The sequence below is a fragment of the Deinococcus peraridilitoris DSM 19664 genome, assembly GCF_000317835.1.
Classification (GTDB): Bacteria; Deinococcota; Deinococci; order Deinococcales; family Deinococcaceae; genus Deinococcus_A; species Deinococcus_A peraridilitoris.
Genome location: NC_019793.1, coordinates 3,643,081 through 3,662,532, shown reverse-complemented (window position 1 = coordinate 3,662,532; position 19,452 = coordinate 3,643,081). Strand labels below are relative to the sequence as shown.

The window sequence follows — 19,452 nt, the reverse complement described above, 5'->3', positions numbered from 1 at the left end:
AGGCCCGGCAGTCGTGAGCCACACCTTGCCAGAAGCGGCGCTGTCAGTGCGCGAATTGCGCGGCGCCAGCGAAGCCATACAGGTCGAGGAGCTGCAGCTGGCCACCTGGGGACGCCACGAGCGCGACGTGGTGCCGCGCGGCATCCTGGTGGCCCTGCAGCTGCAGGGGGGCCTGCTGGCCGGCGCGTTTCACGGGACCGAAATGATCGGCTTCGTGCTGGGCTTTCCCACCCGTGATCCGGCGGTACAGCATTCACACATGCTGGCCGTCACGCCAGGGCAGCGCAAGAGCGGCGCTGCCCTGGCGCTCAAGTCGTTTCAGCGCACGTGGTGCCTTGAGCGCGGCATCACGCGGGTCGTGTGGACCTTCGACCCATTGCGCGGACTGAATGCCAACTTCAACCTGTGCAAGCTCGGCGCGGTGATCCGCCACTACTACCCTGACTTGTACGGCCCGATGTCGGGCATCAACGCGGGTGTGCCGTCCGACCGTGTGCTTGCCGAATGGGAATTACGCTCAGCGTCGGTGGAGTCGGCACTGTCGGGCCAGCTTCCCGTTGTGAACGCGCAAGAACTGCCCCTGATCAATCCAGCTGCTCCAACAGCGTTCATGACGCATTTGAGCGCTCCACGACTGGGTTTTCAGATTCCGCCAGATTACGGAGAATTGCTCACACAGGAGCTCGCGCTCGCGCAGGAATGGCGTCGGCATGGCCGTGACGCGCTGCAGTGCTACTTTGCTGCCGGATACGCCATTCGCGGCTTCTGCCGCACGCCTCGGAACCTGTATGTCCTTGAGCGTGAAGTGCCGCCGACTCCGGCGTCCTGACGGTCCTGCCGCGCTGCCCGGGGGTGCCGCACGCTGCAGCACGTTATCCACCACCGCCGCGTTGGACTGCACCATGCGTCAAATTCCACACGGCAGGCTGCAGCACTGTTGCAGCCTGCCCGCGTCGGATAAACGGGTCGCCGAGCCCGTCAGCGGCTCGACAGCCGCAGCCGTGTTTCCAGGATGTTGGTAAAGAAGGTCAGTACCGTCGTCAAAGCCAGGTAGACCACTGCCAGCGTGGTGAGGGTCGGGATGGGCAGGAAGGTCTCGCTGGAAATCCGTGAGGCAATCGTCGTGACTTCGGGCAGGGCAATCACGAAAGCCAGCGACGAGTCCTTCAGAAGAGCGATCAGGTTGTTCACCAGGGGTGGCAGCACGATCCGCAGTGCCTGCGGCATCACCACGAACGACATGGTCGTGAGGCTCCCAAGGCCCAACGAGCGGGCAGCCTCGTTCTGGCCACGCGGCACTGCCTGCACACCCGCACGAATGACCTCGGCGTTGTACGCACCCACGTTGACCGCGAGTGCCAGCACGGCCGAGTAGAACTCGTTGAGCTGAAAATCCAGACCGACAGCCTTCAGAATCTGCGGCAGGGCGTTATAGACGAACAGCAGCTGCACCAGCAGGGGTGTTCCACGGATGATCCACACCACAAAACTCGCGGGCGCGCGGGCAATCCACAACCGCGAGAGCCGCATCAGGCCCAGCAGGACGCCGATGGCCAATCCGATCGCGCCCGCGACGATGGTGAGGGTCAACGTCACGCGCGCGCCTTCGACGAACAGATCGGCCCGTGATCCGATCGGCTCCGGGACGTAGCGCAACACGATGGCCAGCAGGTAGAAAAACCCGTAGAAGACTACGGCGAAACCCAGCACATACATCAGGTTGTTGACCAGATTGTTGGGCGTCTTCTTCTGCCGTTTGCCGAACTGGCCGTCCCATTCCTGCGAGAACTCCGACAGGGCCGAAAAAATCAGAATCGGCAGGATCAGCAGCAGGAACGGATTAAGCAGCAAAAACAGCCCGGCCAACAGCACCCAGGCGGCCAGAATCTGCAGGCCCGTCATTTTCCGCTGCAACGGCGAGATCAGCCAGCCACTGCCGGGAATCACGACATTCATGAATTGGGCCGGCCAGAAACGCGAGCGGTCAGTCATGAGAAGAATCATAGAGGGCGTGAGGCCAGAAATGCCGCCGCACGCCCTGCCCGCTTGCCTTTTTACTTACAGGTTACTTACAGGCGACGTTTTGCTTGAAATACTGGGTGCTCAGCTTGCCGTAGGTGCCGTTCTTCTGCACGGCCGCCAGCGCGTCGTTCAGACCCTTGAGCAAGGTGCTGTTTTCCTTCTGAACGGCCATGGCAATTTTTTCCTGGAACAGCAGGTCACCGACCTGCATCCGCCCGCCTGCCGCCTGCGCGGCTTCCAGGCCCACAAATTTATCACTCACCCACGCGTCGACACGCCCGGCCATCAGCGCCTGCTGGGCGTCGCTGTCTTTAGGGTAGGTCTTGACGTCTTTCAGGCCCGAAAGCTTGCGTACATTCTCGGCGTAGGTGGAGCCGACCTGCACGGCCACCGACTTGCCAGCCAGGTCAGCGGCCTTCTGTGCGCCGCCCTTTTGTGCCACGATCGCGCCGCCCGTGCAGTAATGCGGATTGGTGAAGTTCACTGCCTTGGCGCGCTCCGGGGTAATTCCGTGCGACGCGATCACGAAGTCATAGCGTCCCTGGTTCAGTCCAATCAGCAGCGAATCGAACGGTTGGGTCACCCAGCGTACCTTGACGCCCAGTTCCTTGGCGACCGCCTCGCCCAGATCCACCTCGAAGCCGGTGAGCTTTTTTCCTTCGAAGTAGTTGAAGGGTTTGAAGGCCCCTTCGGTCGCGATGATGATGGTACCCGACTTCTTGATTTCGGCGAGCGTGCGTGCGGAAGCCGTCGCCGTCGCCAGCACGGCGAGGACCAGCACGGTGTTGGTAAGTCGTTTTTTCATAGAGTCCTCCTGTGGCAGCGTGAAGCTGCCGCGAACGTCACGTGACGCAATGGTCGATTCGGTTCAATCTACCTTACGGTAAAGGGGTGGTAAAGCGCGCGCCCATCAAGCCATATCCAGGCGAGCGCCCAGGTATTACAGATTGTGACTGCACTGCGACAGGAATAAAAAAGGGCCGGATGCTCCGGCCCTTTTTTGGGTTCGCGCTCAGTCGTCGGCTGAAATACCGCCGACCATCGTATCAACGGGCGCGTCACGCCGGGCCAGGGCGTTTTCGGTCTGGTAATCGAACGCGTGCAGCTTGCTGCGGTCGACCACCAAGTCGACCGTGTCACCGGGTTCGATGCGGGCGTGTCCTTCGACTTTGGCGGTCAGGGTCTGCCCGCCAACTTCCACGATCAGGTCGGTCTGGGCGCCCAGAGGCTCCACCACCAAGACCTTGCCGCGCATGACGTCGCCGCCCTGCGCCTGGGCGGTGATACCCTGCACACCGACGTGCTCGGGCCGGATGCCCATCCACACCTGCTTGCCTTCATAAGACCGCAGGCTGTCCACCAGGGCGCCGCCCGGTGCGAGGCGCGCACCGCCGACCTCGAACTGGCCACCTTGCACGGTCGCGGTCAGGAAGTTCATGGAGGGACTGCCGATGAAGCCGGCCACGAACTTGGTCTTGGGATAGTCGTACAGGTTAAGGGGCGTGTCGACCTGCTGAATCACGCCGTCACGCATCACCACGATGCGCGAACCCATGGTCATGGCTTCGACCTGGTCGTGCGTCACGTAGATGACGGTAGTAGCGAGGCGGCGGTGCAGCTGGCTGATCTGCGAACGCATCTCGACGCGCAGCTTGGCGTCGAGGTTGGACAGCGGCTCGTCCATGAGGAACACTTTCGGCTCGCGCACGATGGCGCGCCCGAGGGCGACGCGCTGACGCTGACCACCGGAGAGTTCCTTGGGCTTGCGGGCCAGCAGGTGCTCGATCTGCAGGATGCGGGCCGCGTCACGCACACGCTTGTCGATCTCCGCCTTGGGGGTCTTGCGCAGACGCAGACCGAAGGCCATGTTCTCGTACACGTTCATGTGCGGATACAAGGCGTAATTCTGGAAGACCATCGCAATGTCGCGGTCTTTGGGCGGCATGTCATTGACTACTTTGTCGCCGATGCGCAGCGTGCCGTCCGAAATCTCCTCGAGACCCGCGATCATGCGCAGGGTGGTGGACTTGCCGCAACCCGAGGGCCCGACGAAGACCATGAACTCCTTGTCCTGAATGTGCAGGTTGAAGTCCTGAACCGCCACTGTCTTGCCATAGCGCTTGTACACGTTCTGCAAAATCACTTCAGCCATAAGGTCACCGCCCCATCTCTCACCCGTGAGCTTCCTCGGGCGACCGGGGTTGATACGAGAATCCTGGGTTTACGCCAATACCATTCGAACATCTGTACTTTAACACACCCGTCATAAACTGATGCGCTCAATGTGTACGAATCTGAATTTGCGGTGAAGATGTGCGGGCTGCGGAACCGAAATTCCATGAAGCCCTGCTGTGCTCGTGCAGGGTGCCTCGCGGCTGGCGCGCGTACTGGGGATCAGCACGCTGGTGGTCGGGCTGACCGTGGTATCGTCGGGCACCTCCGCACCCGAGCTGATCGTGAGCCTGCTGGCAGCGCTGGGTGGACAAAGCGATGTCGCGGTGAGCAACGTCGTCGGCTCGAATGTCGGTAACATCGCCCTGGTGCTGGCCGTCGCAGCCGTGATTTTCCGCCGCGTGTGCACGCCCGGCTGGTCATACAGAAAACTCCCCGGATGGTCGCGGCCACCGTTTCTGCTGTTGCTGCTCGCGCCGCTCGGACTGAAGTGCGCTGACGGCGCGATCCTGCTTGGCGGGCTGGTCGCCTACCTGATATTTCTGTTCTGCACCGCGCGCTCAACCAGAACTGGCGGAAGAACTGGCTGGAGATCCGCCCGGTGATGACGCAGAGCCCAGCGCCCGCTTCCTGTACGCACTCGCCGTGCTGGCGATCTGGATATCGCTGTCCGAGCGGGCCACCTCGGTCCTGGCCGCCGTGCGGCGTCTGACGGACATCGCCGCCCGTAACGCGGTCGGGGCGAACATCTTCAACGTGCTGAGCATCCTGGAAATCACAGCGCCGATTCAGCCGATTGATGTCTCCCCTTCGCTCTACCGCCTCGAGTTTCCGCCCGTAACGCGCTCCGGCACAAACCAAAAGGTGGTGAACGTCGTTCACCACCTTTTCCATTCGGAACTGTCCGAACCCCGCGATTCGGTCAGGCCTGCGCGCCCACCTGCATGCGGAAGATGAACTTGGTCACTTCGGCTTTCAGGGTATCGATCATCTCGTTGAACATCTTGGTGGCCTCGAACTTGTACTCGGTGAACGGGTCACGCTGACCATAACCCCGCAGGCCAATGCCCTGACGCAGGACGTCCATGCCGTGCAGGTGTTCTTTCCAGTACTGATCTACCACCTGCAGCAGCACGTAACGCGATACGCCGGTGAGGAGTGCCTTGCCGAGCTCATTCTCGCGCTGTTCGAGCGCTTCGGCCGAAGCTTCCAGCACGCGCGCGTGCGCGTCGGCAACACTCATGGCCCGCAGGCCCTCGAAATCGAAGGACTCGAAAGCAGGAATGGCGTCGGAGAGTGCGCCTCGTAGCCCGTCCAGGTCCCAGTCGTCGGGATTCTGGTCGGCAGGGGCGAAGGTGTCGAGCTGCAATTCGACGAAGTCACCGATCATGCCCTCGACGCTTTCCTCGACATCAGCGTCGGGACCCAGCAACACCTCACGGCGCTGTGCGTACACCACTTCACGCTGTTTGCTCATGACGTTGTCGAACTCGAGAAGCTGCTTGCGGGTGCTGAAGTTGCGGTCCTCAACGCGGGCCTGGGCGCGCTCGATGGCCCCGGTCACCATGCGTGCCTCGATGGGTTGTGCGTCGTCCATGCCCAGACGGTCCATCATGGCGACGACGCGCTCGTTGGCAAAGAGGCGCATCAGTTCGTCTTCAAAGGACACGTAAAAGCGGCTGGAGCCCGGATCGCCCTGACGTCCGGCGCGGCCGCGCAGCTGGTTGTCGATGCGGCGTGACTCGTGACGCTCGGTGCCGATGATGTGCAGACCGCCTGCCTCACGCACTTTCACCCGGTCTGCTTCGACGGCGTCACGCATCTGCTCGGCCTCACGCACGAACTGCTCGGTCACCCCGGGCAACGCACGCGCTACTTCGTAGACTTCGGGATTCTTGCGCATGAGGGCCTTGACGAACTCCTCGGCCTCCGGGGCAAAGCGCGAGATGCCCAGTTTGTCGAGACGCTCGCCCAGCATGTACTCGGCGTTGCCGCCCAACATGATGTCGGTGCCACGTCCAGCCATGTTGGTGGCAATGGTGACCGCCCCGCTGCGTCCAGCCTGCGCCACAATCGAGGCTTCGAGCGCCTCGTACTTGGCGTTCAGCACGTTATGCTTGATCCCCGCCGCCGTGAGCAGACGCGACAGCTGCTCGGAGGAATCGATGCTGGCCGTGCCCACCAGAATCGGGCGGCCGGTGGCATGCAGCTCCACGATTTCCTTCACGGCCGCCGCGAACTTGCCGTTCTTTGTGCGGTAGATGATGTCCTCGGCGTCCTTGCGGATCACCGGCAAATTGGTGGGAATCACCAGCACGTCGGCGCCGTAGATGTCCAGAAATTCCTTTTCCTCGGTCTTGGCCGTGCCGGTCATACCCGAAAACTTGCTGTACAGCCGGAAAAAGTTCTGGTAGGTGATGGTAGCGAGCGTCTGGTTCTCGTTTTCGATCTTGACGCCTTCTTTGGCTTCGATGGCCTGATGAAGCCCTTCGCCGTACCGGCGCCCTGGCATGGAGCGGCCGGTGAATTCATCGATGATGACCACTTCGCCCTGCTCGGTGACGATGTAGTCGGTATCGCGGTGGTACATCTCCTTGGCGCGCAGGGCCTGCACGATCATGTGCGCCTTTTCCATGTTTTCGGGTGAGTACAGATCGTCCACCGAAAGCAGCTTCTCGATGCGCGTGATGCCGTTCTCGGTCAGGTGGACGTTCTTGGACTTCTCGTCGAGGGTGTAATCACCGGTCGGCTCGGGACGTACGCCCGGCTCGGCGGGTTCACCTTTGGCGAGTCGCTTGACCAGCTTGGCCATCACGAAGTACTGGTCGGTGGCCTTTTCGGCGGCACCCGAGATGATAAGCGGCGTGCGGGCCTCGTCGATCAGAATCGAATCGACCTCGTCTACGATGGCGTAGTTGAGCGGATAATCGGCGCGCAGCACCAGCTGTTCGGGAGACTGGGCCATGTTGTCACGCAGATAATCGAAGCCGAGTTCGGAGTTGGTGACGTAGGTGATGTCGCAGCTGTAGGCGGCTTTGCGCTCGTGCGGCTGCAGGTTGTGCTGAATCACCCCGACCGTGAGCCCGAGGGTGCGGTACACCAGCCCCATTTCCTCGGCGCCGACCCGAACCAGATAGTCGTTGACGGTGACAAGGTGCGCGCCGCGACCTTCCAGGGCATTGAGCGCCAGCGCGAGCGTGGCGACCAGCGTCTTGCCTTCGCCGGTTTTCATTTCGGCAATGCGCCCGCCGTGCAGCGCCGCCCCGCCGATCAGCTGGGTATCGTAGTGGCGCTTGCCGATGGCGCGCCGCGAGGCCTCGCGGATCATGGCAAAGGCCGGGACCATGACGTCATCGAGCGTCTTCTCCCCGCTCTGGACCTGCTGACGCAAGCCCATGAAGGCGGCCGCGAGGTCCTCGATCTGCTGCACCTCGCCTTCCATGGCGTTGACGGCGTCGACCACGCCGCGGCGAATTTTCGCCACGTCGCGTTGATTGTTATCGAACATGCGGTTGAGCAACCTGAACATTGCTGCCCAATATACCGCGAAACCCTGAGGCGTGAGTGCGAGAGACTGAGATTTGATGAGTGATAGATTCGACACCCGCCCACAAGACGGAGCCTCAAAGAGAAGCGAGCGGAAGGTAAGCCGTCGCGCCGATACTCAGGGGGCTGGCCGGACGCCCGGCCAGCACTGCGGCAGCGCCCGCCAGCGCGATCATCGCACCATTGTCCGTATTCAGGCCCGGAGGCGGAAAGTAGGTCCGAAGACCTGAGGTGGCAAACGCCTCGCGCAGCGCCGCGTTGGCAGCCACTCCGCCCGACACCACCAGCGTATCGCGGCCCAAGTGCCGGGCGGCCCGCACACTTGTTTTCAGCAGCGAACGCACGGCCACCGCCTGAAAGCTCGCGGCCAGGTCTTCGGGAGTCGCTCCCGCTTTGCTGGCCAGGAGCGCCGCAGTTTTCAGACCGCTGAAGCTGAATTCGAAGCCTTTCTGACCCTGCAACGGCTCGGAAAACGCTACGGCATTCGGATTGCCCCGTCGGGCCGCCTCGGCAATGGCCGGACCACCGGGAAACCCCAGGCCCGCCAGGCGGGCCACCTTGTCAAACGCCTCGCCAGCCGCGTCATCGCGGGTCGCGCCTACCAGGCGGTATTCGCCTGCCCGGGGCACGTCGAACAGGTGAGTATGACCACCTGACACCACCAGCGCCAGATACGGCGGCTCAAGTTCGGCTTCCGAAGCGGCGGCGTAGATGTGCCCCTCCAGATGATGCACCGCATAAAACGGTCTGTCCAGCGCCTGCGCGGCACCCTTGGCATACATCAGCCCCACCAGCAGCGCGCCGATGAGCCCGGGACCGTGGGTAGCGGCCAGCACATCCACCTGCGACAGCGTGACCCCCGCCGCCGCCAGCGCTCCCGACACCACACCGTCGATGCGTTCGACGTGCTCCCGAGACGCCAGCTCCGGCATGACGCCGCCGTAGCGTGAGTGCACTTCCTGTGTCCAGATCAGGTTGGAGAGAATCTCGGGCCGCCCCCCTTCGAGGCGCACGAGACCCACACCCGTATCGTCACAGGACGTGTCAATGCCGAGAATCAACATGCGCGCAGCATAGCGCCGCGCAAAACCACGCAAGGTGATGACGCAAGGTGATGACAGAGCCGACCGCAAGGAGTACCCTGAGGTACACCACGACGAATCAAGCGTGGCGACCGAGTGCGTCGCCCTGGCTCCAGCCCCACCGTTTGACCGCTCCGTCGTTCGCCCCCTCATCAATGTTCGTCCAGCCCTGCGCCACACAGAAAGGAGGCCACTCCTGCCCAGCAACTGTCCGCGCGGCGTACCTTCACTCCTCCCGGCCTTTCGGCAGATGACCTGCAAACGAGGTAGACGATGCTACAGCACATTCTGGTGACCACGGACGGCACGGCGCTGTGCAACAGCGCACTCGATCAGGCCAGAGAGCTCGCGTTGCGACTCGATTGCCACCTGACCATTCTGCACGTGATTCCGGACCTCGAGGTCCCGGTGGGCGCAGCCGACGGCTTGCCTTTCAATTACGTCGACGAATGCGATCGCCACCGCGACGCCTGTCAGAACATTATTCAGAGCGCCCTGCAGCGTGCTGCGGGAACGCAGGCAGATGGCATCGTCCGGGAGGCCAGCGGCCGGACCATCGCTCAGGTGATCGTTGAGGAAGCCGACGCGCTCAACGTCGATCTCATCGTGATGAGCACCCACTGCCGCACGGGCATTTCGCGCCTGCTGACGGGCAGTGTTGCCGAAACCGTGCTGCACCACGCCCGTCAGCCTGTCCTGCTGACGCACGAGCCCTCACGGACAACGCGATCGAAGAGCAGCCGCAGTCGTCAGTCCGACTCCCCATCCCCTGCTCGCACGTCATAGCGTCCATCTGCGAGCGGGAAGTGCCTGGCTGGCCACCCGCCCGGCACACTACCCAGGAGCATGATGGTCAACCTGACAGGTCCTCAGGTCTTCTCGGGCCGGTCTGCAGGCGAGAATCAATTGCCACGAAAGTGGAAGAACAGCAAAATCGCGATTCCGGCGAACACGCGGTACACCGCAAATCCCTTGAAGTCGTGGCGGGAAATGTAGCGAAGCAACCAGCCGATCGCCAGCAGGGCGACAATAAAAGACACGACGAGACCGATGGCCACCACTCCCCATCCTTGCGTGGCCACCTCGTCGCGGTGTTTGAGCAGGGAGTAGAGCGACGCCGCTCCCAAGGTCGGCATCGAAAGGTAGAAGCTGAATTCCGTCGCGGCGGGTCTGGACAGGCCCGTCAGCATTCCCCCGATAATGGTGCTCGCCGAACGTGAAACCCCCGGCACCAGCGCCAGCAGCTGAATCACTCCGATGGTCAGGGCCTGCATGGGCCTCACCTGCTCGACACTGACGGCCTCGCTGCGTTGTGGGCGCGACTCTACCAGCCACATCACCACCCCACCGACGATCAGGGAACTCGCCACCACCGTCGGCTTGAACAGATACTGCGAGATCAGGTCGCCCAGCAAAAAGCCGACCAGCGCTGCGGGCAGAAATGCCAGCAGCACCCCCAGCCAAAAGCGGCGCGTGCCGGTATTCGTGCGCACCTCGCGCGCCTGACGCAACAGCTGCTGACGGTAAAACCACACGACCGACAGCACCGCTCCCAGCTGGATGATAATTTCGAATGCGCCCTGGGTGTCGAATCTCAGCAGTTCGGACGTCACGATGAGGTGCCCCGTCGAGGATATCGGCAGGAATTCCGTGATGCCTTCCACGACTCCCGAGATGGCGGCGGCGAGGTATTCGTTCATCCCGAGAAGCCTACAGGAAAAGGTGAAAACCGAACGAAGGACGCGCGTCCCGCTGTGAAGTACCGTAAATCCATGAACATTCCAGCAGGATTTGGTTCCGAAGAGTGGTTCACGGTTCTCAATGGACCGGGTCGCGCCGGCCTGGCGGTCATCGCGGCCAGTCCCAGCGGCATTACCGGGCTGCTCGCCGAAGCAGGCGCGATGGCCGATGTGATCCGTGAGGCCATGCGCGCCCCCGAGACTCCCCTGATGGGGGCGCTCGTTCAGGCGTACGGCCACACCAGCCGCGACGAGTACAAGGCGCTGCGTGAAGCCGCCGGGGAGGATGCCCAGCAGCCCCGAGACCTCGCCCGGGTCAAGGAACAGGCGCTGGAGGGCGTGCGCCGGGCACTGTGGACCGTGACCACCAAGGGGACGCCCGAGGACGTCGTGGCCTACAAGAAACTGTTACTCGACGTGGCGCAGCGGGTGGCAGGCGCGGCCAAAGAAGGTGGGTTCCTGGGCATCGGCGGCGTGCAGGTGAGCGAGGCCGAGAAGGCGGCCATCGCAGAACTGCGTCAACTTCTGGGCACCTGAAACCAATCCCGCGGGCGCGGCCCGCCCCGTGATTGCCGAAGGCATCGAGACCGAGGAGGAACTGACCGAACTTCGGGAACTCGGGTGTGATATTGCGCAGGGCTATTACTTTGCCCGGCCCGTGCCCGCGGCGCAGGTACGCTTTCCGGCGTTGAGTGCCGTCAGAGAGTAAGCTGGCGCGCCCGCCTACTGTCTGAGATCGTCGCGACCCTGGTCGTCAGGGTCGTCAGGATGACCACGATCCTCAAACCGACTGCAAGTTGGCGAACCTCACGAGCAGCTTTTTCATTCCGGCCGAGTTGAAACTCACCGTCACTTCCTGCTTGTCACCGAAACCGGAAACGGCCAGCACCCGACCCTCGCCGAATTTGGGGTGCTTGACCCGTTCACCGCCCTTGTAGGCCATCCCGGCAGTCATGCTGCTGGTGTCCTTGCGGGCGGGCGGAGCAACGGGTACGGTCGGGCGGTACTGACGCCAGCTGGACTTCTTGTAATCGACTTCCTGCCCGAACTGGTCGACCGGCACAAATCCACCTTCCAGTTCCTCCAGAAAGCGCGAGTCTTCGGTGGTGGCGGTCTTGCCGTACATCATGCGGTTCTGCGCTGCCGTCAGGTACAAGCGGTCCATGGCTCGCGTGATGCCGACGTAGAACAGCCGCCGTTCCTCCTCGATGCCGCCTGCCTCGACCAGGCTGTTCTTGCTGGGCAGCAGGCCTTCTTCGGCACCGACGATGAACACCGCCGGGAACTCCAGGCCCTTGGCATTGTGCATGGTCATCAGGGTGACGGCGTCCTCGGGAACACCGTTGTTTTCCCGGCGGGTCTTGGCGTCGTCAACGCTGGCGAGCAGGGCCGCGTCGTCCAGAAAGTCCGCGATGGTGCCTCCTGAGCCGTGGGCTTCCTGTTCGCGCGACCATTCCTCGGCGGCAACCACCAGTTCCTCGAGGTTTTCCAACCGGACCTGTCCTTCGGTACCCTCAGCGCGAAGCATCTCGACGTATCCCGACCCCTCGATCAGCAGACGCAAAAATCCCTGGGGCGGATAGGCTTCTACGCCTTCCGAGAACGACGTCATCAGCGCAGCGAACTCGACGGCCTTGTTGGCGCCGCGTTCCAGCACTTCCTCGGCCTGCGCGCACGCCTCCAGAATGCTCACGCTCCGTGCGGCCGCCCACTCGGCCAGCTTGGCGAGCGCCTGATCGCCGATGCCACGCCGGGGCCGTCCGACAATACGCCGCAGCGCCACGTCGTCCCCGGGATTGATGGCGAGCCTCGCGTAAGCCAGGATGTCCTTGATCTCGCGTCGGTCATAAAACCCAACACCGCCCACGATTTTCGCGGGAATGTTCAGCCGCCGCAGGCTTTCCTCGAGCACCCGCGACTGCGCGTTGGTGCGGTACAAAATCGCGATCTGACCGAGGTTCAGTCCCTCGGCGTGCAGGCGGGTGATGCGATCGGCCACAAAGTCGGCTTCGCTGCGGTGGTCGATCGCCCGGTGAAACCGCACCGCCTCGCCGGATTGCTTGACCGGCCGCAGCGTCTTCTCGAGACGCTCGGTGTTGTTTTCGATCAGCTTGTTGGCGAGCGCCAGGACGCTCGCGCTGGAGCGGTAATTGTCCTCCAGACGGTAAATTCGTGCGTCACGGTAGTCCTTCTGGAAATCGAGAATGTTCTGAATGTCGGCACCGCGAAACTTGTAGATGCTCTGATCCGGGTCTCCAACCACCAGCAGGTTGCGGTCCCGGCTGGCAAGCAGCCTGGTGAGCTCGTACTGCGCGCGGTTGGTGTCCTGATACTCGTCGATGTGAATGAAGCGCGCCCGGTCCTGTATTTTGTTCAGCACCGCCGGCACTTCCTGGAACAGGTGCACGGTGAGCACGATCAGGTCGTTGAAATCGATGGCGCCGACGCCTTTCATACGCCCCTGATATCGGCGGTAGCCTTCGACGGCAGTCGCGCGCGGCAGACCTGCGATGAAGTCCTCCCCGCTGCGCGCCAGGTCGTCGGGAGTCCAGAGGTTACTCTTGGCCCGATCGATCACCGCGCGCAGCTGCCGGGGGTTGGCGTCCGGACCGACGCCCGGCAGATTGCCCATGATTTCCTTGAGCAGATCGAGCTGATCATCGTCGTCGTAGATCACGAAGCCACGCTTGAGGCCGATGTATTCCCCGTAAGCGCGCAGAATGCGCACTCCCGCCGAGTGGAAGGTACTCATCCAGAGTTCGCCGGCTCCTTCGATGAGGTGCCCGGCCCGCTCGCGCATCTCGGCGGCGGCCTTGTTGGTAAAGGTTACCGCGAGAATCTCCTCTGGCTCCACGCCGTGCTCCTGGATCAGGTGAGCGATGCGGTAGATCAGGGTGCGCGTCTTGCCGCTGCCGGCGCCCGCGACGACGAGGGCAGGACCCGTAAAGTGCGCCGCCGCTTCGGCCTGCGCAGGATTGAGTTGCGACAACAGGTCTTGAGCCGTCTTCACCCGAGGATTCTAGCGCCTGAAAGGTGACCGGTCCTGAGCACCTTCACGCACAAGCTGGCCTGGCACCACCTCACACCGACCACGTAGAGCGGGTCCGGTTAGAACGGGTATAGTGACGCCGTTTCGTACAGGAGGCTGACATGCACCAGAACCTTCCGGCCCGACCGGTTTCGACCTTTTCGATTGTGGCGCGCGACGAGCAGAGCGGCGACTTCGGCGTTGCGGTGGCCAGCAAGTTTCTGGCCGTTGGCGCGGTCGTGCCCTCGGCGCGGGCAGGCATAGGCGCCGTGGCGACCCAGTCGTACGCCAACTTGCGTTTCGGGCCGCAGGGACTGGCCCTGCTCGCCCAGGGCGCATCTCCTCAGGCGGTTCTGGAGGCGTTTCGCCGCACCGATTCACAGCTGGCTTCGCGGCAGTTCGGGCTGGTCGCGGCGAGCGGTGAAGCGCTCAGCTTCACGGGTGAGGACTGCCATCCGTGGGCGGGGGGACTGCAGGAGCACAATGTGGCCGTGCAGGGCAACCTGCTGGCCGGTCCGGAAGTCGTGCAGCAGATGCTGAATGCCTACCAGCAGGGCTGGGCACAACCTTTCGCGCACCGCCTGCTGGCGGCCCTGCAGGCAGGCGACCGGGCCGGTGGGGACCGTCGGGGCCGTCAGTCCGCTGCCCTGCTGGTGGTGGGCGAGGCCAAGGGCTACGGCGGCATGAGTGACGTCTGGATCGATTTGCGTGCTGACGATCATCCGGCGCCCACGGAAGAGCTTTCCCGGTTGCTGCACATTCACGAACTGCTTTTCAGCCGCCCGGTGGAAACCCGTCCGCTGGGCCCGGATGAAATCAAGTGGCTTCAGGCCTTGCTGAAGCGCGTCGGCTTTCGTGACGACTCCGCGTCTGGAGCGTGGGACGAACGGACGGAGGCGGGGCTGCGCGCCTTGTACGGCGCGGAAAACCTGGAAGAGCGCTGGGTTGCCGGAGGACTTGTCGACCCGGTCGCATGGAACTATTTCCGTTCCCGTTTCGATGCCCCGGATACCGACACGGGTCGGTCACCACTGTAAGAATTCCGTGAGAAACGTTTTCATAAAGTGAAATCATGGCAACATCCTGACGCTTGGCCTCGCTCCATCACGTCAGGATGTTGCAGGTCACCACCTCCACTTATGCCCCTACCTGTGCCCCGGACTTCTCACCAACGTCAGCAACTGGCGTTCTTATTCTTTGCTGTCGTGGTGCTGTGTGCGCTTGTATTCTTTGCAGCCCGCGCCTTGAACGACGGCTTTGGTAATTCGGAAGCCGTTACGCATCAGGCACGCACGCAGCTCGAAACGCCCCTGCGCCTGCAAAAGCTGATGCAGATGAGCATCATGCGCGTGCATCACTTCCATATTCGGGGGCATCACGACGAAGCAGCACACTTCGAACGCGAGCGGCAGGCCGTGGACAGCCTGTTTGCCGAAGCCTTTTCGGCACGCAACGGCCCGGATGTCCGGGACCTCGAAATGGCCCGGGGACATTGGAACGAAGCCGTCGAAAACGCGCGCAAAGTGCTCGCGCTTGTCGCTCCGACAAGCGTCCCGCTCGACCGGATTCACGCCGACATACAACAGATCGACATGGCAGTCATGATGGCCAGCGACGCCATCGGCCGCGTTCACGAACGCGATCGCGGTCAGATTTCCCGCCGTGCCGAGGAAGCTGCACACCACAACCGCTCGCTCGTCCGAATGGTCCTCGGCGCCTTCACATTGACCTTGCTGGCGGTCAGCGCCGCCGGCATCACGGTGTACCGCAGTCAGGTCGTCTTCAGGGAACTCTCGGCGCGAGACGGCCTGACCGGTCTGCTCAACCGGCGCGAATTTCACCGGCAACTGCAGCGGCAGTTGGCGCAGAATTCCCGCCCAGGCCATGCGTGCTCCCTGATCCTGCTGGACATCGATCACTTCAAGAGCGTCAATGACACGTACGGCCACCAATTCGGCGACACGGTACTGCAGCTGATTTCCCAATGCATCACTCGCGAGGTGCGCGGCGGTGACCTCGTCGCCCGATTCGGCGGCGAAGAGATCGTCGTGATTCTGCCTGGCGCCACCAGCAACGAAGCCGGCGTCATCGCCGGCCGAATCCACCGGGCCATCGCTTCGGCAGCCTGCACCGCACCCGATGGTTCGTGCGTGCGTTTGACGGTCAGCATCGGTATTGCGAGTTTCCCTGAGGATGCGCACACAGAGGACTCGCTGATTCGCGCCGCGGACCAGGCCATGTATGACGCCAAGTCACGAGGTCGCAATCAGGTGCGTCGCCACGCGGAGTGGGCCACGTTCTTGCACCCATCCTCCGGCGCGCTTTCCGGTCCGCTTCCCGAAACCTGACACCACGCGCGAGATCAGCAGAAACCGCTCGCCGCACCATCGGGCAGCCCCGACTGCGCTACAACGGGGAAACATGGGCGCCTGGCGCCTAGCGCAGCATCGTGCGATGAAGCCTCGCCAGCCGCTCGGTCAGCTGCAACAGCTGCTGACGGAGCCGTTCGCGTTCGCGCTCATACCGATCGAGTGGCCACTGAAGACCTATGGCGGCGACCAGCTCTCCCTGGAAGAAGAGCGGAGCGGCCAGGGCACACTGCCCCGGCACCCACTCCTCGACTGCGTGCGCGTAGCCCTCCTGGCGGACCCGCTCAAGCTCGGTGTCCCACTCGTCCTGAGTGGTGATCGTACCCGGCGTAAACGGGGTGAAGTTCAAGAGCTTCAGGTTGGCGTGGGCAAACAGCACTTTTCCTGCAGCCGTGGCGTTTGGGGGGAGATATACATCGGTCTGCACAAGCTGAGAATCGGCCTCTGGCACCCCTAACGAGCGGTCAATGCACACCACCCGGCCTTCCACCGGATTGCCACCCGACAATTCCAGCACGCACAGAAAGGCCAGCGAACGCGTCTGATCGGCGAGGCGCGCCAGTTCCTGGCGTGCCGGTGGCAACCATCCGAGCGAACGGTGCAACAGGCCGCTCAGTTCCAGCAGCTTCCACGACAGCCGGTAGCGCCCGGTGGGCGAGCGGCGCAAAAAGCCGTTTGCGCCGAGACTTTGCAGGTATTGGTGTGTAGAGCTGCGCGTGAGCGAGACGTGCAAGGCCAGTTCCCGGACCCCCCACTCCGGATGTTCGGGCGTGAAGGCACGGAGAATCTGGGCCGCTTTGTCGATGGTCTGCATGAGGTGCCGCACCCCGATCAGAAGTTGCGCCGGCGCAACTGCGCCCCCAGAAAGGCCGAGAGGGCCAGCGACAGGGGCGCCGCCTGTGGCAGCAGCAACAATCCGATCGCCACGGACAGCCCGACGGCTGGAATGGCGAGCAGCAGCATCCGGATCACGCTGACAAAACCCGGGCGGGCAGGCAGCGGCCAGTAGCGCCCATAGGCCCGTCCGAGAGCGAGACCGGCCGCCGTCAGCGCGAAACTTTCCAGGATGCCGCGCGGTGTCAGCACGGCGCTGCCCGGCGCCACGAGCGGTGCGAACAGATAGAGCGCGAACAGCACCAGGTTGAGGCCCAGCCAGAAGCGAACGACGGGCAGCACTCCCGGCGAGGCAAAGGATGGTTGCATGGCTCAGGATACAGGGCGGTGCATGTCATGGGCCTGCGCTGGCGGCCCGAGGACCATGAATTACCGTATTGCACTGGGCAAACGACTGTGAGTACAGTGTCGCAACGGACAAGTGAAGATTGGCACGAGAGAAGCGTGAGGTTGGACTTTTCCTTGTTTTCGTTCGTCAGGAGGTCGCATGAGCAATCAGGACGGTCGCACCATCGAACAGGCCAGCCGTGTCGGGTACTGGAAGGCGAACATCCGCCTCACCCTGATTCTGCTGGCCATCTGGTTTTTCGTGGCCTATGTGCTGGGCATCCTGCTGGCCCCCACGCTGAACGGGCTGGGCCGCATCGGCGGAGCGCCGCTGGGCTTTTGGATCGCACATCAGGGAGCCATCTACGTGTTCATCGCCCTCATCATCGTCTATGCCGTGCGCATGCGGCGTCTCGACCAGCAGTTCGGCGTGGAGGACTGACGTGAGTGACGTTCAACTGTGGACGTACGCGCTGGTGATTCTCAGTTTCAGTGTATACATCGGTATCGCGCTGTACACCCGTGTCAGCGACACCAAATCCTTTTACATCGCCGGGCAGGGCGTTCCCCCCTTGTGGAACGGTATGGCCATTGCTGCTGACTGGATGTCGGCAGCGTCCTTTCTGTCGATCACCGGCCTGATTGCCTTTATGGGATACGACGGCGCCGTCTATCTGATGGGCTGGACCGGGGGATACGTGCTGCTGGCCCTGCTGCTGGCGCCTTTCCTGCGCAAGTTCGGCAAGTTCACCGTGCCCGATTTTGTGGGTGACCGGTACAATTCGCAGTCCCTGCGGGCCCTGGCAGCGCTCACGGCCGTGCTGATCTCGTTCGTGTACGTGGCGGGGCAGATGCGCGGCGTGGGCGTGGTCTTTTCGCGCTTTCTGGACGTGCCGATCAACACCGGCGTGATCATTGGCGTATTCATCGTGTTTCTGTATGCGGGTCTGTCGGGCATGCGCGGCATCACCTGGACACAGGTGGCGCAGTACATGGTGCTGATCGTCGCCTTTCTGATCCCGTCCATCGCCATCAGCTTGCAGCTGAGCGGCAATCCGCTTCCTCAAATTGGCTTTCTGAACGTCATTCCGACGCTCAACCAGATTCAGCAGGACTTGGGATTCAGCGCCTACACAGCGCAGACCCGCACGACCCTGGACATTTTCTGCATCACGATGGCCCTGATGGTCGGCACCGCCGGGCTGCCGCACGTCATCACGCGTTTCTACACCACCCCGAACGTCACAGGGGCGCGTACCAGCGCCATCTACGCCATTCTTTTCATCGCGGCGCTCTACACCACCGTTCCGGCCCTGGCAGTTTTCGCCAAGACCAACCTGATCAATCAGGTGAACAACCGCCCCTACGCCGAGGTGCCCGCCTGGTTCAAGAACTGGGAAAGCACGCGCCTGCTGGTCTTCTCGGACAAGAACGGCGACGGCCTGATTCAGTACCGTCCGGGCAACGCCTTCCTGGCCCAGCGTGATGGACGCCCGGACTTCGCCCAGCCCAATCCGGACAGCCAGAACGAGCTGTATATCGACAACGACATCATGGTGCTTGCTACCCCCGAGGTCGCCAACCTCTCGCCTTTCATCATCGGTCTGGTGGCCGCCGGTGGCCTGGCCGCCGCGCTCTCGACCGCTTCAGGCCTGCTGATCACCGTCTCGGGGGCGGTCGCGCATGACCTGTATTACCGGGTCTTTTCACCGAACGCCTCGGAGCGCTCGCGTCTGCTCGCCGGACGGATCACGGTAGGACTGGCCGCCATTGCCGCCGGATACTTCGGCATCAATCCGCCCGGTTTCGTGGCGCAGGTGGTGGCACTCGCTTTCGGACTGGCCGCCGCGAGTTTCTTTCCGCTGCTGGTGCTGGGCATTTTCGACAAGCGCATGAACTGGCAGGGCGCCATGGCGGGCCTGATCGTAGGGCTCACCTTCACCATCATCTACATCGTGCACTTCACGCCCAGCCTGGGCGGCACCGGCGCGCCCGCCAACCTGTGGTTCGGCATCAGCACCCAGGGCATCGGCGTGATCGGCATGCTGCTCAACTTCATCACCGCCCTGATCGTCAGTCGCCTGACCCCCGCCCCCAACGCCGAGATTCAGGAACTGGTGGAAAGCGTCCGCTACCCGGCGGGAGCGGGAGCGGCCAGCGCGGCGCACTGACCCTTGTCCCGCAGGGAGGCCGCATATGCGGCCTCCCATTTGCTTTGGACCGTTCGCGCCCTCTCTGATAAGCCGAGCCCGTCCACTATGGCTGGACAGTTG

Annotated in this window: 19 protein-coding genes; 10 read left to right on the top strand and 9 right to left on the bottom strand. The window is 62.9% G+C overall.

The window, feature by feature from the left end; translation table 11 throughout:
- The first annotated feature begins 13 nt into the window (after positions 1-13).
- The gene (locus DEIPE_RS17740) at positions 14-829 is read left to right on the top strand and encodes a GNAT family N-acetyltransferase (protein WP_015237356.1); all 816 of its coding nucleotides are present in this window, start codon (positions 14-16) and stop codon (positions 827-829) included.
- A gap of 149 nt (positions 830-978) precedes the next feature.
- Here DEIPE_RS17740 and DEIPE_RS17735 read toward each other — a convergent pair whose 3' ends face one another.
- The 3 genes from DEIPE_RS17735 to DEIPE_RS17725 all read right to left on the bottom strand — a co-directional run bounded on the left by DEIPE_RS17735 (position 979) and on the right by DEIPE_RS17725 (position 4,174).
- On the bottom strand, positions 979-1,992 hold the full coding sequence (locus DEIPE_RS17735; RefSeq protein WP_015237355.1) for an amino acid ABC transporter permease: 1,014 nt from the start codon (positions 1,990-1,992) through the stop codon (positions 979-981).
- Positions 1,993-2,065: 73 nt separating this feature from the next.
- Entirely contained in the window at positions 2,066-2,827 is a 762-nt protein-coding gene (locus DEIPE_RS17730) for an ABC transporter substrate-binding protein (RefSeq protein ID WP_015237354.1), read from the bottom strand.
- 207 nt (positions 2,828-3,034) lie between these two features.
- Positions 3,035-4,174 (bottom strand): ABC transporter ATP-binding protein, encoded by a 1,140-nt coding sequence (locus DEIPE_RS17725; RefSeq protein ID WP_015237353.1) that lies wholly within the window; start codon positions 4,172-4,174, stop codon positions 3,035-3,037.
- A 199-nt stretch (positions 4,175-4,373) separates the two neighbouring features.
- On the opposite strand from DEIPE_RS17725, the gene DEIPE_RS17720 reads away from it, so the two are divergent.
- Positions 4,374-4,799 carry a sodium:calcium antiporter gene (locus tag DEIPE_RS17720; protein ID WP_015237352.1) on the top strand — a complete coding sequence of 142 codons (426 nt, stop codon included), beginning with the start codon at positions 4,374-4,376 and terminating at the stop codon, positions 4,797-4,799.
- A 40-nt stretch (positions 4,800-4,839) separates the two neighbouring features.
- Positions 4,840-5,151, top strand: a complete 312-nt coding sequence (locus DEIPE_RS17715) for a hypothetical protein (protein WP_041230977.1) — start codon at positions 4,840-4,842, stop codon at positions 5,149-5,151.
- Here DEIPE_RS17715 and secA read toward each other — a convergent pair.
- Entirely contained in the window at positions 5,117-7,723 is a 2,607-nt protein-coding gene (gene secA, locus DEIPE_RS17710; protein WP_015237351.1) for a preprotein translocase subunit SecA, read from the bottom strand. The genes DEIPE_RS17715 and secA overlap by 35 nt on opposite strands.
- Before the next feature lie 94 nt (positions 7,724-7,817).
- Entirely contained in the window at positions 7,818-8,804 is a 987-nt protein-coding gene (tsaD, locus tag DEIPE_RS17705) for a tRNA (adenosine(37)-N6)-threonylcarbamoyltransferase complex transferase subunit TsaD (RefSeq protein ID WP_015237350.1), read from the bottom strand.
- Between the two features lie 291 nt (positions 8,805-9,095).
- Between tsaD and DEIPE_RS17700 the strand changes: the two genes are divergently transcribed.
- Positions 9,096-9,608, top strand: coding sequence for a universal stress protein (locus DEIPE_RS17700; protein ID WP_015237349.1), 513 nt, complete (start codon positions 9,096-9,098; stop codon positions 9,606-9,608).
- Positions 9,609-9,724: 116 nt separating this feature from the next.
- Here the strand turns inward: DEIPE_RS17700 and DEIPE_RS17695 are convergent, their stop codons facing one another.
- Positions 9,725-10,522, bottom strand: coding sequence for an undecaprenyl-diphosphate phosphatase (locus DEIPE_RS17695; protein WP_015237348.1), 798 nt, complete (start codon positions 10,520-10,522; stop codon positions 9,725-9,727).
- Positions 10,523-10,594: 72 nt separating this feature from the next.
- On the opposite strand from DEIPE_RS17695, the gene DEIPE_RS17690 reads away from it, so the two are divergent.
- Together DEIPE_RS17690 and DEIPE_RS23260 are read left to right on the top strand one after the other, a co-directional pair.
- Positions 10,595-11,098, top strand: a complete 504-nt coding sequence (locus DEIPE_RS17690; protein WP_015237347.1) for a hypothetical protein — start codon at positions 10,595-10,597, stop codon at positions 11,096-11,098.
- A gap of 28 nt (positions 11,099-11,126) precedes the next feature.
- Positions 11,127-11,270 carry an EAL domain-containing protein gene (locus DEIPE_RS23260; RefSeq protein WP_083865844.1) on the top strand — a complete coding sequence of 48 codons (144 nt, stop codon included), beginning with the start codon at positions 11,127-11,129 and terminating at the stop codon, positions 11,268-11,270.
- Positions 11,271-11,342: 72 nt separating this feature from the next.
- Here the strand turns inward: DEIPE_RS23260 and DEIPE_RS17685 are convergent, their stop codons facing one another.
- Positions 11,343-13,571 (bottom strand): ATP-dependent helicase, encoded by a 2,229-nt coding sequence (locus tag DEIPE_RS17685; protein WP_015237346.1) that lies wholly within the window; start codon positions 13,569-13,571, stop codon positions 11,343-11,345.
- 140 nt (positions 13,572-13,711) lie between these two features.
- Here DEIPE_RS17685 and DEIPE_RS17680 point away from each other — a divergent pair, with 140 nt between their 5' ends.
- Both DEIPE_RS17680 and DEIPE_RS22505 read left to right on the top strand, forming a co-directional pair.
- Positions 13,712-14,626 (top strand): DUF1028 domain-containing protein, encoded by a 915-nt coding sequence (locus DEIPE_RS17680; RefSeq protein ID WP_015237345.1) that lies wholly within the window; start codon positions 13,712-13,714, stop codon positions 14,624-14,626.
- A 114-nt stretch (positions 14,627-14,740) separates the two neighbouring features.
- Complete coding sequence (locus DEIPE_RS22505) at positions 14,741-15,937, top strand: GGDEF domain-containing protein (RefSeq protein WP_157448921.1); 1,197 nt, start codon at positions 14,741-14,743, stop codon at positions 15,935-15,937.
- A gap of 88 nt (positions 15,938-16,025) precedes the next feature.
- Here DEIPE_RS22505 and DEIPE_RS17670 read toward each other — a convergent pair whose 3' ends face one another.
- Positions 16,026-16,772, bottom strand: a complete 747-nt coding sequence (locus tag DEIPE_RS17670; RefSeq protein WP_015237343.1) for an IclR family transcriptional regulator — start codon at positions 16,770-16,772, stop codon at positions 16,026-16,028.
- Positions 16,773-16,789: 17 nt separating this feature from the next.
- The gene (locus DEIPE_RS17665; protein WP_015237342.1) at positions 16,790-17,161 is read right to left on the bottom strand and encodes a hypothetical protein; all 372 of its coding nucleotides are present in this window, start codon (positions 17,159-17,161) and stop codon (positions 16,790-16,792) included.
- Between the two features lie 178 nt (positions 17,162-17,339).
- On the opposite strand from DEIPE_RS17665, the gene DEIPE_RS17660 reads away from it, so the two are divergent.
- Together DEIPE_RS17660 and DEIPE_RS17655 are read left to right on the top strand one after the other, a co-directional pair.
- Positions 17,340-17,621: a DUF4212 domain-containing protein gene (locus tag DEIPE_RS17660; protein WP_015237341.1), complete on the top strand. Its 282-nt coding sequence runs from the start codon at positions 17,340-17,342 to the stop codon at positions 17,619-17,621.
- A gap of 1 nt (position 17,622) precedes the next feature.
- On the top strand, positions 17,623-19,350 hold the full coding sequence (locus tag DEIPE_RS17655; protein WP_015237340.1) for a sodium:solute symporter family protein: 1,728 nt from the start codon (positions 17,623-17,625) through the stop codon (positions 19,348-19,350).
- Positions 19,351-19,452 lie beyond the last annotated feature (102 nt).